This is a genomic window from Paraburkholderia gardini (assembly GCF_907164575.1).
In the GTDB taxonomy this organism is placed as follows: Bacteria; Pseudomonadota; Gammaproteobacteria; order Burkholderiales; family Burkholderiaceae; genus Paraburkholderia; species Paraburkholderia gardini.
In genome coordinates this window covers 1-14,958 of the sequence record NZ_CAJQYY010000038.1, presented here as the reverse complement: position 1 = coordinate 14,958, position 14,958 = coordinate 1, and the positions used below count along the sequence as shown (strand labels likewise).

Annotated in this window: 15 protein-coding genes; 7 read left to right on the top strand and 8 right to left on the bottom strand. The window is 62.3% G+C overall.

Annotated features, from left to right (window positions below):
• Window positions 1–11: 11 nt before the first annotated feature.
• Window positions 12–1,220 (top strand): ABC transporter substrate-binding protein, encoded by a 1,209-nt coding sequence (locus tag LPA34_RS24495; protein WP_228983342.1) that lies wholly within the window; start codon window positions 12–14, stop codon window positions 1,218–1,220.
• A gap of 80 nt (window positions 1,221–1,300) precedes the next feature.
• Here the strand turns inward: LPA34_RS24495 and LPA34_RS24490 are convergent, their stop codons facing one another.
• Window positions 1,301–1,552: a hypothetical protein gene (locus tag LPA34_RS24490; protein ID WP_228983340.1), complete on the bottom strand. Its 252-nt coding sequence runs from the start codon at window positions 1,550–1,552 to the stop codon at window positions 1,301–1,303.
• 245 nt (window positions 1,553–1,797) lie between these two features.
• Between LPA34_RS24490 and LPA34_RS24485 the strand changes: the two genes are divergently transcribed.
• The gene (locus LPA34_RS24485; RefSeq protein ID WP_228983336.1) at window positions 1,798–2,322 is read left to right on the top strand and encodes a DUF6496 domain-containing protein; all 525 of its coding nucleotides are present in this window, start codon (window positions 1,798–1,800) and stop codon (window positions 2,320–2,322) included.
• A 45-nt stretch (window positions 2,323–2,367) separates the two neighbouring features.
• Here the strand turns inward: LPA34_RS24485 and aptA are convergent, their stop codons facing one another.
• Window positions 2,368–3,696 (bottom strand): omega-aminotransferase AptA, encoded by a 1,329-nt coding sequence (aptA, locus tag LPA34_RS24480; RefSeq protein WP_228983335.1) that lies wholly within the window; start codon window positions 3,694–3,696, stop codon window positions 2,368–2,370.
• A gap of 158 nt (window positions 3,697–3,854) precedes the next feature.
• Here aptA and LPA34_RS24475 point away from each other — a divergent pair, with 158 nt between their 5' ends.
• The gene (locus LPA34_RS24475; protein ID WP_228983332.1) at window positions 3,855–5,261 is read left to right on the top strand and encodes an aminotransferase-like domain-containing protein; all 1,407 of its coding nucleotides are present in this window, start codon (window positions 3,855–3,857) and stop codon (window positions 5,259–5,261) included.
• Between the two features lie 5 nt (window positions 5,262–5,266).
• On the opposite strand, the gene LPA34_RS24470 is transcribed toward LPA34_RS24475, so the two are convergent.
• The 6 genes from LPA34_RS24470 to LPA34_RS24445 all read right to left on the bottom strand — a co-directional run bounded on the left by LPA34_RS24470 (window position 5,267) and on the right by LPA34_RS24445 (window position 10,888).
• Window positions 5,267–5,890: a LysE family translocator gene (locus LPA34_RS24470; protein WP_228983329.1), complete on the bottom strand. Its 624-nt coding sequence runs from the start codon at window positions 5,888–5,890 to the stop codon at window positions 5,267–5,269.
• Window positions 5,891–6,152: 262 nt separating this feature from the next.
• Window positions 6,153–7,208 carry a permease gene (locus LPA34_RS24465; protein ID WP_228983326.1) on the bottom strand — a complete coding sequence of 352 codons (1,056 nt, stop codon included), beginning with the start codon at window positions 7,206–7,208 and terminating at the stop codon, window positions 6,153–6,155.
• 24 nt (window positions 7,209–7,232) lie between these two features.
• Window positions 7,233–8,300 (bottom strand): tRNA 2-selenouridine(34) synthase MnmH, encoded by a 1,068-nt coding sequence (gene mnmH / locus LPA34_RS24460; protein WP_228983322.1) that lies wholly within the window; start codon window positions 8,298–8,300, stop codon window positions 7,233–7,235.
• Between the two features lie 132 nt (window positions 8,301–8,432).
• On the bottom strand, window positions 8,433–9,497 hold the full coding sequence (gene selD, locus LPA34_RS24455) for a selenide, water dikinase SelD (RefSeq protein ID WP_228983319.1): 1,065 nt from the start codon (window positions 9,495–9,497) through the stop codon (window positions 8,433–8,435).
• Between the two features lie 168 nt (window positions 9,498–9,665).
• Window positions 9,666–9,842, bottom strand: coding sequence for a phage integrase Arm DNA-binding domain-containing protein (locus tag LPA34_RS24450; RefSeq protein ID WP_228983317.1), 177 nt, complete (start codon window positions 9,840–9,842; stop codon window positions 9,666–9,668).
• A gap of 119 nt (window positions 9,843–9,961) precedes the next feature.
• Entirely contained in the window at window positions 9,962–10,888 is a 927-nt protein-coding gene (locus LPA34_RS24445) for a LysR family transcriptional regulator (RefSeq protein WP_228983403.1), read from the bottom strand.
• Between the two features lie 118 nt (window positions 10,889–11,006).
• Between LPA34_RS24445 and LPA34_RS24440 the strand changes: the two genes are divergently transcribed.
• From LPA34_RS24440 to LPA34_RS24420, 4 genes are all read left to right on the top strand, one after another.
• A complete protein-coding gene (locus tag LPA34_RS24440) occupies window positions 11,007–11,927 on the top strand; it encodes a DMT family transporter (protein WP_228983315.1) in 921 nt (306 codons plus the stop codon).
• Between the two features lie 464 nt (window positions 11,928–12,391).
• Window positions 12,392–12,577: a hypothetical protein gene (locus LPA34_RS24435; protein WP_228883678.1), complete on the top strand. Its 186-nt coding sequence runs from the start codon at window positions 12,392–12,394 to the stop codon at window positions 12,575–12,577.
• A 267-nt stretch (window positions 12,578–12,844) separates the two neighbouring features.
• Window positions 12,845–13,486 (top strand): alanine racemase C-terminal domain-containing protein, encoded by a 642-nt coding sequence (locus tag LPA34_RS24425; RefSeq protein ID WP_228983312.1) that lies wholly within the window; start codon window positions 12,845–12,847, stop codon window positions 13,484–13,486.
• 433 nt (window positions 13,487–13,919) lie between these two features.
• Entirely contained in the window at window positions 13,920–14,687 is a 768-nt protein-coding gene (locus tag LPA34_RS24420; RefSeq protein WP_267478883.1) for a phytanoyl-CoA dioxygenase family protein, read from the top strand.
• Window positions 14,688–14,958: the final 271 nt, after the last annotated feature.

The window sequence follows — 14,958 nt, the reverse complement described above, 5'->3', positions numbered from 1 at the left end:
GAGAACAGGTAATGACCACGCGCGCAGGATGGATCACTCGCATGACGGTTTCGTTGACGCTCTCGCTGGCCGCGCTCGGCGCGAGCGCGCAGCAGACCATCAAGATCGGCGAAATCAACAGCTACAAGGCGCAGCCCGCGTTTCTTGGGCCGTACAAGAACGGCTGGAATCTCGCGCTCGACCAGATCAACGGTTCGGGCGGCGTGCTCGGCAAACAGCTCGAGGTCGTCTCGCGCGACGACAACGGCAACCCTGGCGACACGATCCGCGTCGCACAGGAACTGATCGCGCGTGAGCAGGTGCAACTGTTGTTCGGCGGTTTCCTGTCGAATACCGGCCTCGCGCTGACCGACTTCGCGAAGCAGCGCAAGATTTTCTTCCTGGCCGCCGAACCGCTGACCGACAAGATCGTCTGGGCCGACGGCAACAAATACACGTACCGTCTGCGTCCTTCGACGTACATGCAGGTCGCGATGCTCGTGCCGGAAGCCGTGAAGCTGAAGAAGAAGCGCTGGGCGCTGGTGTATCCGAACTATGAATACGGGCAGTCGGCCGTGGCCACGTTCAAGAAGCTGATGAAGGCCGCGCAACCGGATGTCGAGTTCGTGACCGAACAGGCCACGCCGCTTGGCAACCTCGATGCGGGTGCGGTGACGCAGGCGCTCGCCGATGCGAAGCCCGATGCGATCTTCAACGTGCTGTTCGGCGCGGACCTCGGCAAGTTCGTTCGCGAAGGCAATACGCGTGGCCTCTTCAAGGATCGCAGTGTCGTGTCGCTCCTGACCGGGGAGCCTGACTATCTCGATCCGCTCGGCGCCGAAGCACCGACGGGCTGGATCGTCACCGGCTACCCGTGGTATTCGATCGATACGCCGGCAAACCGGAAGTTTGTCGATGCCTATCAGGCTAAGTATCACGACTATCCGCGGCTCGGATCGGTGGTGGGTTATTCGGCGCTGATGTCGATTGCGGACGGGTTGAAAAAAGCAGGCTCAACCGATCCTGACAAGCTGGCTGCGGCATTCAAGGGACTGGGCGTCGATACGCCGTTCGGGCCGATCACGTTCCGCGCGCAGGACAACCAGTCGACGATGGGCGCGTATGTCGGCGTGACGGGCGTAAAGGACGGCAAGGGCGTGATGACGTCGTATCGCTACATCGACGGCGCAAGCGTGCAACCGTCCGATGCGGAGGTGAAGAAGCTGCGCCCTGCGGAATAGGCGACCGTCAGCGCGGCATGCGGCATGGCATTGCGCGGAGGCAGCGAACGCCTTCTGCGTAATGCCCGCTGGTTATTCCTCTATTCCTCGTGGTCGTGCTCGGCGACGAAGTGGCGCAGATAGGCGAGAACGGCCGCTTCGGCGGCGCGATGATCGGCGCCGTTTTTCGAACCGGCGTTCTCTTCGTCGCCAAACAGCGCGGACGGCGCGTTATGCACGTCCACTTCCTGGCCCTCGCGATACAGGCGGATCTCGTGGGCCGTTTCGATGTATTCGGCGACCCAGTGGACCCCTTCAATATGCGTGCCGGCACGTATAGACGGTGGTTTCATGGTTGCGTCTCCCGATAGAGATGGTCTGAAGCGCCTTTTCTTCCCGTGTCCCCCATTTTTCATGAGCTTCCCTTTAACAATAGGCGCTGCGACAGGTCAGTGCATTCTTTGTTGAGCCGGCGTGCGCCGCCGGGTATCCCGCAAGCTCATGCCGCGTCACGCCGGTCGCGGGATCAGGACCCGTCGCGGTCACGGGCACACGCGTTGCTTCCCCGCAGAGGCAACCGTTACCTGGGGGAACTGTCATGCCAGAAAGAAAAACTGTCGCGCGCGCTCAAGCGGACAAACGCGCGGGAAAATCGGCGAGCACGCAGGCCGGCGAATTCGTGAAGGAAGAAGTCGATCGCGTGCGGGAAGGCAAACACGGTGTCAGATCGGCGAAGCAGGCCATCGCGATCGGTTTGTCGAAAGCGCGCCGTGCGGGCGTGGCGCTCAAGGCGCCAAAGAAGGGCGCGACCACTGAGGCAACCCGCAAAAAGGCGGCTCAGGACAGCGCCGCCGGCAAGCGCCGGCCAACGGCCGCGAAACCGGCCGGCAAGGAATCGAAATCGACACGTTCACGCGCCACGACCACGGCGCTCAGGCGCGAGAGCGGCGAGGGCGCATCGAAGAAGGCCTTGTCGAAACAGGCGAAGTCGGCGGCCAGCCATCGTCCGGCAGCGAGCCGCTCCGCGGCGGCGAAGAAAGCCGCGCAGACCAAAGGCGCGAGCGGCCGTTCAGCAGCCGCAAAAAAAGCGGCCCATACCCGGGCCGCTCGCGCGCATCACTAGCCGTGTAGCGCGCCTCGCGGCGCGTTATACGCTACACGTCACGCGTTACTGAACCGTCGCCAGCACCTCGCGAACGGTGCTGAAAATGCGGTCGATCTGCGCTTCCTCGATGATGAGCGGCGGCGAGAATGCGAGGATATCGCCCGTGAAGCGGATCAGCACGCCCGCTTCGAAGCATTTGACGAACGCTTCATAGGCACGCGCGCCCGGCGCGCCGTCGCGCGTGTCGAGTTCGATGCCAGCGATCATGCCGAGATTGCGGATGTCCTTCACGTGCTTCGCATCGCGCAGCGCATGGACGGCGCTTTCGAACTTCGGCGCCATCGATGCGGCGCGCGCGAACAGGTCCTCGCGGCGATACAGGTCGAGCGTCGCGACTGCCGCGGCGGTGGCGGCCGGGTGCGCCGAATACGTGTAGCCGTGCGCGAGTTCGATCGCGCCGGGCGCGCCGCTGTTCACGATCGTGTCGTGAACCGTGCGGCTTGCCGCGACAGCGCCCATCGGGATCGCTGCGTTGTTGATCGCCTTCGCCATCGTCAGCAGATCGGGCGTGACGCCAAAGTATTCGCTTGCGGTGGCCTTGCCGAGGCGGCCGAAACCGGTGATCACTTCGTCGAAGATCAACAGGATGCCGTGCTTCGTGCAGATGTCGCGCAGTTTCTGCAGATAACCTTGCGGCGGAATCAGCACGCCGGTCGAACCCGCGACCGGCTCGACGATGACGGCGGCGATCGTCGAGGCGTCATGCAGCGTGACGATACGTTCCAGTTCGTCGGCCAGATGTGCGCCCCACGCCGGTTGTCCCTTCGAAAACGCGTTGTGTTCGAGGCTGTGCGTGTGCGGCAGATGATCGACCGCGGGCAGCAGCGCGCCCGAAAACGTCTTGCGGTTCGGCGAAATGCCGCCCACCGAGATGCCGCCGAAGCCCACGCCGTGATAGCCGCGTTCGCGACCGATCAGGCGCGTGCGCTGGCCTTCGCCGCGCGCGCGGTGATACGCGAGCGCGATTTTCAGCGCGGTATCGACGGATTCCGAACCCGAGTTCGTGAAGAAAATGCGATCGAGTCCTTCCGGCATCAGTTCGGCCACTTTCGATGCCGCTTCGAAGGCGAGCGGATGGCCCATCTGGAACGTCGGCGCGAAGTCGAGCGTGGAGAGCTGCTTCGTGATCGCGGCGACGATCTCGTCGCGGCCGTGGCCTGCGTTCACGCACCAGAGGCCCGCGCAGCCGTCCAGCACCTCGCGACCGTCCGTCGTGCGGTAGTACATCCCCTTGGCCGATTCCAGCAGGCGCGGCGCGGCCTTGAACTGGCGATTGGCGGTAAAGGGCATCCAGAAAGACGACAGATCGTCGATGACGGGGCGCGAAGTCATGGGTTTTTCTCCTCGAAGTGGTAGCGAAACTGTAGCGCTCGCGGTCTAATGGCGGCATAGACAGTTGGCTCATCTGCATTGGCAACTGTGCTGGTTAATCCGCTTCGACTGTAGTGGTGCATGCGTGGTCCTTTATCGCTCGTTGCCCCTTCTTCGCCATGATCGAACTTCAACTGGAACGCGACCGCCGTAGTACATCGACGCTGGTCGAGCAGGTCGTACAGGGCTTTGCGGCGGCGATCGAATCGCAGTCGCTGCGCGCCGGCGCGCTGCTGCCCTCGGTGCGGCAGCTGGCGCAGACGCAGCGTCTCAGCACGTTCACCGTCACGGAGGCCTACAACCGTCTTGTTTCGATGGGCCTCGTGGTGGCGCGGCGCGGTTCCGGCTACCGGGTCGCGACGCTCGACGCGCCCCCCGCGCGGGTGAGCGCGAGCGACTGGCAGCCACCCAGCCTGACCGCGACGTGGCTGCTCTCGGACGTGTACGCGGATCATTCGGTGCCGATCAAGGCCGGGTGCGGCTGGCTGCCGAACGAGTGGGTCAACGGCTCCGGGCTGCAGCACGCGCTGCGCGCAACGAGCCGCGTGCCGCCCGGGCGTCTCGCCGATTACGGCCATCCCTACGGGTTCGCGCCGTTACGCGAGCGCATCGCTGAACAGCTCGACCGGCACGGCCTGCCCGTCGATGTGTCGAACGTGCTGCTCACGCAGGGCGCCACACAGGCGCTCGACCTGATCGTGCGCACCCTGTTGCGTCCGGGCGATACCGTGCTGGTCGAAGATCCCGGCTACTGCAACCTGCTGCAGATCCTCAAGCTGGCCGGGCTCAACGTGCAGGGCGTGCCGCGCACGCCGGCCGGGCTCGATGCCGACGCGCTCGAAGGGCTCGTCGCAGCACATCGGCCGAAAGCGATGTTCGTGAACACGACGCTGCAGAATCCGACCGGCACCACGCTTGGCATGGCGTCGGCGTTCCGGCTGTTGCAGATTGCCGAACGGCAGCGCATGTGGGTGATCGAGGACGACGTCAGCCGCGAACTTGCACCGGCCAGCGCGCCGCTGCTCGCCGCGATGGAAGGACTGCATCGCGTGCTGTACGTGAGCGGTTTTTCGAAGACGGTCACGCCGGGGCTGCGCTGCGGTTATGTCGTCGCGGAGCGCGACGTGCTGCGCGAACTGGCGCGCACGAAGATGGCGGTGGGTTTGACGTCGTCGGAACCGATCGAGCGGATCGTCGACAAGGTGTTGCTCGAAGGGCGTCACGCGCGGCACGTCGAGACGGTCAACGAACAGTTGAAAGCGGCGCACGTGCAGGTCGAGGAACGCATCGATGCGGCTGGCCTCGAACTGTTTCACCGGCCACGCGCGGGTCTTTTCCTGTGGGCCAGACTGCCGGTCGAGCCGGAGCGTGCCGCCGAAATCGCGACGGCCGCGCTGCGCGACGGCATCTGGCTCGCGCCGGGTTCGTATTTCCGCCCCGACGACGCTCCCACCGCGTGGTTCCGCTTCAACGTACCCTATTCAACCGACGACGCGTTGTGGCGGTTTATCGCCGGTATCCGGTAGCGGCTTCAGGCAAGCAGATGCAGCGCGACCGGGTACATCGACAGCACCAGCAGCGAGGCCATCACGATGTTGAACGCGCGCAGCCAGCGCGGATTCGACAGAAGGCGCCGCAGGCTCGTGCCGAATGCGGCCCACAGGCAGATGCAGGGCAATCCGGTTACGTAGAACAACACTGCCATCATCAGTGAGTTGAAGCCGAAATCGGCACTCAGATGAATCGTGGTTGCGGCCGTCAGCACCATCATCCACGCCTTGGGATTGATCCACTGGAACGCGATGGCTTCATGAAAGCGCATCGGCCGGCGCTCGCCCTTGCGGGTCTGGATTTCACCCGACGTGCCGATTTTCCAGGCGAGATACAGCAGGTACACGACGCTTGCGACTTCGAGCGTGGTGTAGAGCATCGGAAAACGGCGAAACGCTTCGCCAAGGCCGAAGCCGACGGAAAGCATCAGCAGCGCGACGCCGGCGGAGATTCCGAGTATGTGCGGCATCGTGCGGCGAAAGCCGAAGTTGACGCCGGACGCCAGCAGCATCGTGTTGTTCGGACCCGGCGTGATGCTGGTGACGAGCGCGAACAGGATGCCGGCGGGCAGGGCGCCGAGTGTCAGCGGGGAGTCGAGTGACATGACGGGCTCCAGATTCGGTGACGGATGATGCAGTCTATCGAAGGAGTCCGGTACAGTACCGGTACAAATTGAGAGATGCTGCCCGGTACGGCTGGCGGATTAGTCACTGAGGCCAGCCGCGCGGAACCAGCTTGAACCTTGATCCCACCATCGCGCGATCACTTCATCTTGAATTTCAAACCGTCCGTTTTAGACGAATTTGACGCCACTAGTAACAGTCAGAACGAATGCAGCGATACGTTTCAAACTCGGTAGCCTGGATTCAGAAGCCCAAAGCGATGGCCAGCAAGCCGCTGACCACGCCGCATACCACCACCGCCAGCGCCACCACCGTCAGTACGCGCCTCGGGAACGAGCGGCCGAGCATGGCCATCGACGGGGCGCTGATCAGCGGCAATGTCAGCAGCAATGCGCCGGCGGGACCGGCTGCCATGCCGAACGACAGCATTGCCTGGATGATCGGCACTTCGCCGGCGGTCGGAATCACGAACAGCGTGCCCGCGACCGACAACGCGATGATCCACACGAGGCTGTTATCGATGTTCGGTCCGATGTGCGGAAACAGCCACGCACGCGCCGCGCCGAGAATTAAAACCAGCACGATATATTCGGGTACGAGACGCAGCGTCATCCTGCCGAGGATTTTCACCCAGCGCGTGAAAGCGGAGCCGGGGTCGTCGGCGGACACCAGTAGCGAAAGGACTTCGCGCGATGCTTCGGCTTCTTTCGGTGTGACCATGCGGTTCGCCAGATAGCCGAGGCCGAACACCATCACAATGCCGAGCGCGAGCCGCAAGCCCATCCACTGCCAGCCTAGCACGAAGCCCATGAAGATCAGCGTGGCCGGATTCAGCGCAGTGTTGCCGAGCCAGAACGCGATCGCCGCGCCAGGCGCCGCCTGGCGCGCGCGCAAACCGGCGACGACCGGGGCCGCACAGCAGGTACACATCATGCCCGGCAACGACATCAGGCAGCCCTTCACCACGCTGGTGAAATCGGTGCGGCCGAGCGCGCGCGCGACCCATTGCGGCGGAATCAGCGCCTGCACCGCCGAGCCGAGCAGCAGTCCGAGCACCATGGCTTGCCAGATTGCTTTGCCATAAGCGAGCGCGTAATCGGTCGCGGCTTGCCACGACGCGTCTGGCGCGCTCGCCGAGGTGCCCATCAGGATCGACTTGCCGATGGAGTGCTGGCTCGCGGCAACGAACGCGCGGTTGTAGTACGGAAACCACTTCACGTAGAAGAGGCCGACCACCGCGATTAGCAGGAATACGACCCAGCCAGGCGCGACACGAGGTTGTCGAAGGGTTGATTGCATGAAGGTCTCAAGCGATGGTTTTAATCAGATGACAGTGGGCGCGCGGCCGTCGAGCTGGGCAAGCAGTGTCTTTGCCTGCTCGACGACATCGGCGTCGTTGGGGCGAAAAGTCAGTTGCAGCGCGTGCGGCAACTGCGTGAAATGCTGATGGCTGCTGCGTGCATACGCCGGGTCGTAATGCCGCTCGATCAGCTCGTGGGCCAGTTCGGCGCGCCGGTTTTCGTCGACGAGCCGCTGCCAGCCCACGACGCGCTCGCGGCTATGCAAGCCGATCATCCGTTCCAGCAGCGCCTTGAGCGCCTCGGGGTCATCGAACAGATGCGCGTAGTCGTGCAGCAGGAACGTCGCGCGATCCTCGCAGCTCGACAGCACCTTCACGCACGCACCCTGATGAAACGTGTCCAGCAGCGCGAGCGGCAGAGCCACCGAACCGATGCGCCGGCTCTCCGCTTCGACGAACACCGGCCGGCCTGGATCAAACTCGCGCAGCGCGCTGACGAGAAGGGTGTCGAAACGCTTTTGCGAGGGCTGCGGCACGCCTGCCCATGCGCCGAGCAGCGAGCCGCGATGCGCGGCCAGCGCTTCGAGGTCGAGCGTCTGCGCGCCCGCCTGGTTCAGGGCCGACAGCAAATGCGTCTTGCGGCTGCCCGTCGGGCCGACAAGCACGATGTAGTTCAGGGTCTTCGGAAGTGTATCGAGTGCTTCGAGCGTGGCGCGCCGGTAGCTCTTGTAGCCGCCATCCAGCTGGCGCGCCTGCCAGCCGATCATGTTGAACAGTGTCGTGACCGAGCCCGAGCGTTTGCCGCCGCGCCAGCAGTAGATCAGCGGCCGCCAGTTGCGTGGCCGGTCGGCGAAGCTCGTCTCCAGATGATGCGCGATGTTGCGCGCGACCATCGCCGCGCCCATCCGCGTGCCTTCGAACGGCGAGACCTGCTTGTACGTGGTGCCGACCAGAACGCGTTCTTCGTTGCTCAGTACCGGCGCGTTGAGCGCACCCGGAATGTGGTCTTCCGCAAATTCGAGAGGCGTGCGCACATCGATGATTTCATCGAAATCACCTGCTTTTTCGAGGCTGACGAGAAGGTTTTTCAAGAGGAAAAGACAAAGCGGCTCGGCGGAAAGAGCGAAATTATCGCATGCGCGGCCAGGCCGGGACCCAGTGTGATGCGTGATTGATTCGTCCCATGCTTCGGTCCGCGCTTTCGCGCGGCGTCCGCTTGCACGTTAAACGACTTCGAGGCGTCTTTCTCCGCTGACCATTTCGCCGATGACGCGCGCGTCGCCGAACCCGTCGGCATGGAACAACGCAAGCACTTCGTCGACCGTTTCGGGTGCGCACGAAACCAGCAGGCCGCCCGAGGTTTGCGGGTCGGTCAGAAGCGTGCGCGCCGTCGACGGCAGAGCCGCGTGCAGCACGACATCTTCGCCGTAGGCGGCCCAGTTGCGCGCCGATGCGCCGGTCAGAATGCCCGCTTCCGCGAGGTCGATCACGCCCGGCAGCCACGGCAGATCCGCGTAGCGCACGCGGGCAGTCAGATTCGAGCCGCGCGCCAGTTCGAGCGTATGGCCGAGTAGCCCAAAGCCGGTGATATCCGTCAGCGCATGCACGCCGTCCAGCCTCGCCAACTCTACGCCGGGGCGGTTTAGTCTGGTCGTCGCGCCGATCATCGCGGCGTAGCCGGCGGCGTCCAGCTGGTCCTTCTTGAGCGCCGCCGACAGAATGCCGACGCCGAGCGGCTTGCCGAGAACCAGCACGTCGCCGGCTTGAGCCCCTGCGTTGCGTTTGACGCGCTTCGGATCGACCACGCCGAGTGCGACGAGACCGTAGATCGGCTCGACCGAATCGATCGAATGGCCGCCGGCGAGCGGAATGCCGGCCTCGGCGCACACGGACTCGCCGCCTTTTAACACGGCCGCGATCACGTCGTGCGGCAGCACGTTAATTGGCATGCCGACGATGGCGAGTGCCATGATCGGCTTGCCGCCCATCGCGTAGACATCGGACAGTGCGTTGGTGGCGGCGATCCGGCCGAAGTCGAACGGATCGTCGACGATCGGCATGAAGAAGTCGGTGGTGGCGACGATTGCCTGCTCGTCGTTAAGCTTGTAGACGGCGGCGTCGTCGGCGGTATCGTTGCCGACCAGCAGATCGGGAAAGAACGGCAGCGGTGCGCTGCGCCTGAGCAGGTCGGCGAGGACGCCGGGGGCGATCTTGCAGCCGCAGCCGCCGCCGTGCGACAGGCTGGTGAGTCGGGGCGATTGATGGGGGCGGGCGTGGGTGTCGGTCATGATGGCGCGATTCCTGGGCTTCGGATGGCCGCAATTATGAAGGTTGTTCGTGTGCGGCGCTGGGGCGCAGTTTCCACAGACAGGTCCTGACAGGGAAGCAAAGGTGTTGTCAGCCGCCGATCCCAGATAGGTGCGGCACCGCCGAAGCGGATTACTCGATCCCGGTATTTACGACTGTCGACGGTTGACTTCCTGCGCTTCGAAGATCGCGAGCGAGAGGTCAATCCGGCCGGGGATGTGCGTCTTCCCGTCGCGCGGATCGCGCCAGGTGTAATAGCCCGGACGCGGCTCGTGCAGGTTGTCGGGCCAGTTGGCGCGACGTCGTATGCGTGGTCTGGCAGCCATATTTATTGTGGGATTCGTTGCACGAGGCGCGGGCGAACGGTTGCTGACGGTGGCGGCTTCCTGCATCAGCGAACTCACACTCCCGACCTGTAGCGGTCCTTCGGACCGGCAGAAGGCGGTCATTCGCCCAGTGTCTCGCGTAGATGTTCGGCCAGGTAGTCAATCAGCGCTCTAACCTTCGGCGGCAAGAAACGGTTGGGCGGATACAGCAACCACACCGGGCCCATGTACACACGCGCCTCGAATACCCAATCGGCGAGAACCTGAACCAGCCCACCGCGTAGCAACACTTCGGCAGCGGCAAAGTCAGGCAGGCTTGCAATGCCCCAGTCCTGTAACGCAGCATCGAGCCGCGCGCCCGCGTGATTGGCGATATAGCGGCCCTTTACTTCCACGATCCGGGTATCGGTACCACGCCGGAAATGCCAGCGATTGTCGTCAACGGTTTCGCCGAGATACAGGCAATCGTGTTGCGCGAGATCATGAGGTTCGGCCGGTGTGCCGTGTGCGTTGAGATAGGCTGACGACGCACAGAGCACCCATTTCACCGTACCGAGTTGTCGGGCTGCAAGATTTGGCGGGGGCGAGTTGGTCAGGCGGATCACGAAATCCACATCGTCGCGCAGGGGATCGACTTCGTGGTCAGCGAATACCAGTTGCACATCCACATCCGGCCACGTACGCAGGAACCCCGGAATCAGCGGATGGATGACTGTTTTGGCAAAAGCCGTCGGCGCACTGACGCTGACTCTCCCCCGTGGCTGACCGATGGTCTGCCCAGCCGCATCAACGGCGCCCGATGCGGCGCCAAGCATGTCGCGACAATACCGGTAAACCTGCGTGCCCGATCTGGTCACTCGCACACTGCGCGTCGAGCGTTCCAGCAGTCGTGTGCCGAGCGCTTCTTCAAGCCGCTTGATCTGGCGGCTCACCGTGGACGGTGTGCTGCCCAACTGGCGTGCCGCCACGGAGAAATTGCCCGCATCGACAACACGGGCAAAGGTCGCCATGTCGGGTAACAGCGCGAAAAGCTGGGTTGGATGCATGATTATCACGTTGGGGGGAATTTGTGCGGATGCGACATAAAACATGTGCGTTCAACCGCAATTATCATTTCAAACGCAAAACTGGACAATTCAGACCTTGCCGATAACGAGGTCTGCCATGCGGAAACAAAACCGTCTACTCTGGCTGTCCGACCTGATGCTGCTGGTGGTCGCGATGGTGTGGGGCACGAGCTATGGAGTCGTCAAAGGCGCGCTCGCGTTCTATCCGGTCCTGGGACTGCTTGCGTTGCGCTTCGGGCTGACCTTTGTGGTGCTATCGCCCGCCTTGCGCTCGCTGCGGTACGTAAAGGCGTCAACGCTGGCGGGCACATTCGGCGCTGGCGGATTGCTGCTGGGGATTTTTCTGGCCGAGACGTTTGGGATATTACTGACACGGGCATCAAACGCTGCGTTTCTTATCAGCCTGTGCATGGTGCTAACGCCGCTCGTGGAATGGGCCCTCCTGCGAAGAAAGCCTTTGCGCGCGGAATGGGGCGCTGTGGCGCTATCGTTGCTGGGCGCATGGTTACTCAGCGGTGGCGTGGCCGAGCCGGGACCCGGTGACGCGCTGATTCTTCTGGCTGCGTTTCTCAGGGCACTGAATGTCTGCGTGACAAGGCGTGTCATGCGCGACGTTGCGCTTGCTCCGTTGGCTGTGACGGTCGTGCAGGCTGGCACAGTCGCGGGTGGCAGCCTGATCGCTGCGTTACTGTTTGCGCCTCGGCAGTGGCAACCATTGCCGACGTTGGCTGGCCACGGCATGTTCTGGGCGAGCATGTTCTATCTGGTGCTGGCCTGCACACTGTTCGCGTTCTTTGCGCAAAACCATGCAGTCAAGCGCAGCAGCCCGACCCGTGTAGCGCTGTTGATGGGAAGTGAGCCAGCATTCGGTGCGCTATTCGCATGCGTGTGGCTGGGCGAGCAGTTGTCGGTCGGGGCGTGGGTTGGAGGTGGTTTGATCGTCGTAGCCTCTCTTCTCGCGACGGTGCGTTGGGGTACGCGTACGGTGACTCCCGGGGTCGTCGCGCAGCACCAGTGAGTGGCCCCCAGATGTAAGCGGGTTTTCGGCGGACTTTTCGATGAGGAAGGAGCCTGAGCGCAGTTTCACCATCGCAGGCCACAGCAGCATGTGTGGCCATAGCAGTCCAGCAGGAAAGCGAGACTGTCCGCGACAGACTCATTGTCGTCAGGCTTCGATCGGATTCCACGCCTCGAGGACATCGTACAAACACGGGATACGCAGGCGGACCGCATGTGTCGCGATCTAACCCACAGTGCCAGACGGAAAGTTGGATCCGAGCCACCGGCCGCAGCGCGCACGTCTGCCTGCCAATTCGCACTGGTCGCCATTAAAAATCCAGTATTTTCAACTAGTTGTGTGATCGCTGACCGCGGTGCCACCGTTTGGCACGCACTTTGCGTTGATTCTCATCGAGGAGTGGGGACACCCTCAAAACAAGCTCTGACATTCCTGACTGACTCATTTATCCTTGGAGAATCGAAATGAACACGCTGGTAATCAAAGACCTTCCCGTAGCCGTTGAGATGGATCGTACTGCAATGACCGCGGTTAGCGGCGGCAGGTTGCCGCAACAGATCGTGAACATCATCCAGGCCGTTTCCGACTATGCAAATGACGCTCCTACCCAGCACAGTTTTACTGGCAGTGGGACCTCTGTGACGTACTAACAGAAACACGGTGATTTCGTAGCTCAAGGCCCCGCCAACGAGGGGCCTCTTTGAATTCGCTTCCGGTGACTTTATCTGCGCTGCCCCGATACCGACCGTTTCGCCTCAACTCGACATCTCGTCGCGTCAGCTGGATCTTCGGCAAAACGGCCCGGATATGAGCGGCGAACGCCACGACAAGCGCGGACGGCCGCGCACGATCGAACGCAATGGTGATGCCGAGGGCAGGCAACAGCGGCAGCTTGCATCTGGGCCCGAGGATCCGCAGTGCCTTTCGCTGACATGGGTCACGCCGATTGGGCTGAAGACAGAATCCGCGCGTTCGAAGCGCTCGTTCGACGTCTCGCACAACGAGGACTGGCATTGCGCGTGACGCAGGCCCGCGCGAGCGCGCACGTGCTGGCGAATATCGACGACAGTCTCACTGCGGTGTGTGCGGGTCATTTCCTGTATGGCTTGCGCTCATTTTCGGCCGACAACGGGATCACCCCGCAGTCGGCTCCCGTTCTTCGCGCGATCAGGGCGCGCCTGATCCAGGTACGGCCGATCGATCCAGGCTCGATCAGAGCCGATAACGATCCATACGGGTCCAACTTCGAGGGTGTTGCGCGAACCGGTGTGCTTGCGATTGGACGGACAAATGGTATGCCGCGCTCACGTCCTGACATCGACGCTCACGTCCTGATCGCTGGGCGACTCGCCCGCATCATTTCCGTCACGCTGGAATATACCGTCGTTGATCTGTCGGGCCATCCCGACGTATCGCCAGGCGACATGGCCACGATCGTGGGCGAGGATGGTGGAGCGAACCTGAGTATCCAGGATGCAGTGAGGGCTCAGGGCTCGTCGCCGCTGGATTTCAGTATCGGGCTGCGCGATCTCGATTTCCGGTATCACACGAGCGAGTGACGTTTCCGGGTTGCCGTCGCCGTCATTTTCAGGTCCTCGCGCAGGACGCTGCGTTCGCCGCAAGGAATACCCTTTTTCAGGTCGCGGACCTTGAGAGGGAATCGGGTCGCGCTATTTCTCATCCGCGGGCGTCCGGCTCATTGAATACGCTTTGGGGAAACCTGCCTGAACGCGCATCGACATTAGCACCGCAATGGACGCTTATCCGTAGATGCCGGCAACTTAAGGCGCTCACGAAATATGACATCAACATCACTTATACCTTCATTAAACAGTATTAGTTTCTATTTAATTGAACCGGCGGCTATCCTTTAATCGATGCACATCAAGGCACTGACAGAACACAGCTGAGTCTGTCTCGCATACTCATATCGTCTTATTCGGAGGTCCACCATGCAGCTAGCACAAGAGCAGCTTCGGCAATTCAACGAGGATGGTTTTCTCATTCTCCCGAAGCTCTTTTTCCACCGACGAGGTCGAAGTCCTGCTAAGCGCCATGGACCGCGTTTTCAGCGAGGAAAGCGCGGCGAACGTCAAGGAGAAAAACAGTAACGTCGTGCGCACGGCGTTCGGTCTTCACCTGCGCGACGAAGTCTTCGGCAAGCTCGTGCGGCACCCGCGTTTCGTGGAGCCGGCACAGCAGATAGCCGGCCCGGATCTCTATGTCATGCAGTCGAAGATCAACGTCAAGGAAGCGATCACTGGAGAAATGTGGCAGTGGCATCAGGATTTCGCGACCCACCATCGCGATGACGGTGTGCCGGAACCGCTGGCGCTCAACCTGCATGTCTTTCTCGATGACGTGAATGAATTCAACGGGCCTTTGTACTTCATCCGGGGCTCGCATCGGGCTGGTGCGTCAGACGCGCATTACGATACGGTCACCACGAGTCACCCGTGGTGGGTGGTTCCGACCGAAGTGGTCAGGAAGGTGGGAGAGAAGCGGGATCTGGTTTCTGCGACAGGACCGGCGGGCACTGCGCTGATCTTCGGCGATAGCCTTATCCACGGATCACCGCCCAACCTCTCGCCCTGGACGCGCGCTATTTTCTCGCTGATCCTGGATCCTGTCGCCAACCGTTATACGAAAGACAAGCGACCAGAACATATCCATCATCGTGACGTTACGCCCGTGACCGCACTCGACGATGGATGCCTGACTGATATGTCCAGGCTGGGGGTAAGGAAAGCGACCGCGTGACTGGCGTCATACGGCCACGCGAGCAGGTCGATTCTGTAATGCCTCAGCCTGTCCGACATTACGCAGCCAACAACCGGTCGTCCGACCGTGCGACTCAAATCGTTGACAATGACTTCGCCTGAGCTTCGCTCGTCGCGTCGCATCAGTCTGACTCCAGGTGGGGGATTACCCGGTGATCCTCGCTCTCCCCCGGCGTCAGACTACTTGTCGTGTTATCTGATTCTTATAGACATGGTCCGGGGGCGGTAAAATCAGGGTGAATGAAAGCCTA

Excerpts from the sequence above, each read along its gene's own strand:
- LPA34_RS24445 (WP_228983403.1), bottom strand. The coding sequence starts at position 10,888 with ATGCATCCAACCCAGCTTTTCGCGCTGTTACCCGACATGGCGACCTTT.
- LPA34_RS24465 (WP_228983326.1), bottom strand. The coding sequence starts at position 7,208 with ATGCAATCAACCCTTCGACAACCTCGTGTCGCGCCTGGCTGGGTCGTA.
- aptA (WP_228983335.1), bottom strand. The coding sequence starts at position 3,696 with ATGACTTCGCGCCCCGTCATCGACGATCTGTCGTCTTTCTGGATGCCC.
- LPA34_RS24450 (WP_228983317.1), bottom strand. The coding sequence starts at position 9,842 with ATGGCTGCCAGACCACGCATACGACGTCGCGCCAACTGGCCCGACAAC.
- LPA34_RS24435 (WP_228883678.1), top strand. The coding sequence starts at position 12,392 with ATGAACACGCTGGTAATCAAAGACCTTCCCGTAGCCGTTGAGATGGAT.
- LPA34_RS24420 (WP_267478883.1), top strand. The coding sequence starts at position 13,920 with ATGGTTTTCTCATTCTCCCGAAGCTCTTTTTCCACCGACGAGGTCGAA.
- LPA34_RS24475 (WP_228983332.1), top strand. The coding sequence starts at position 3,855 with ATGATCGAACTTCAACTGGAACGCGACCGCCGTAGTACATCGACGCTG.
- LPA34_RS24490 (WP_228983340.1), bottom strand. The coding sequence starts at position 1,552 with ATGAAACCACCGTCTATACGTGCCGGCACGCATATTGAAGGGGTCCAC.
- LPA34_RS24440 (WP_228983315.1), top strand. The coding sequence starts at position 11,007 with ATGCGGAAACAAAACCGTCTACTCTGGCTGTCCGACCTGATGCTGCTG.
- LPA34_RS24470 (WP_228983329.1), bottom strand. The coding sequence starts at position 5,890 with ATGTCACTCGACTCCCCGCTGACACTCGGCGCCCTGCCCGCCGGCATC.
- selD (WP_228983319.1), bottom strand. The coding sequence starts at position 9,497 with ATGACCGACACCCACGCCCGCCCCCATCAATCGCCCCGACTCACCAGC.
- LPA34_RS24495 (WP_228983342.1), top strand. The coding sequence starts at position 12 with ATGACCACGCGCGCAGGATGGATCACTCGCATGACGGTTTCGTTGACG.
- LPA34_RS24485 (WP_228983336.1), top strand. The coding sequence starts at position 1,798 with ATGCCAGAAAGAAAAACTGTCGCGCGCGCTCAAGCGGACAAACGCGCG.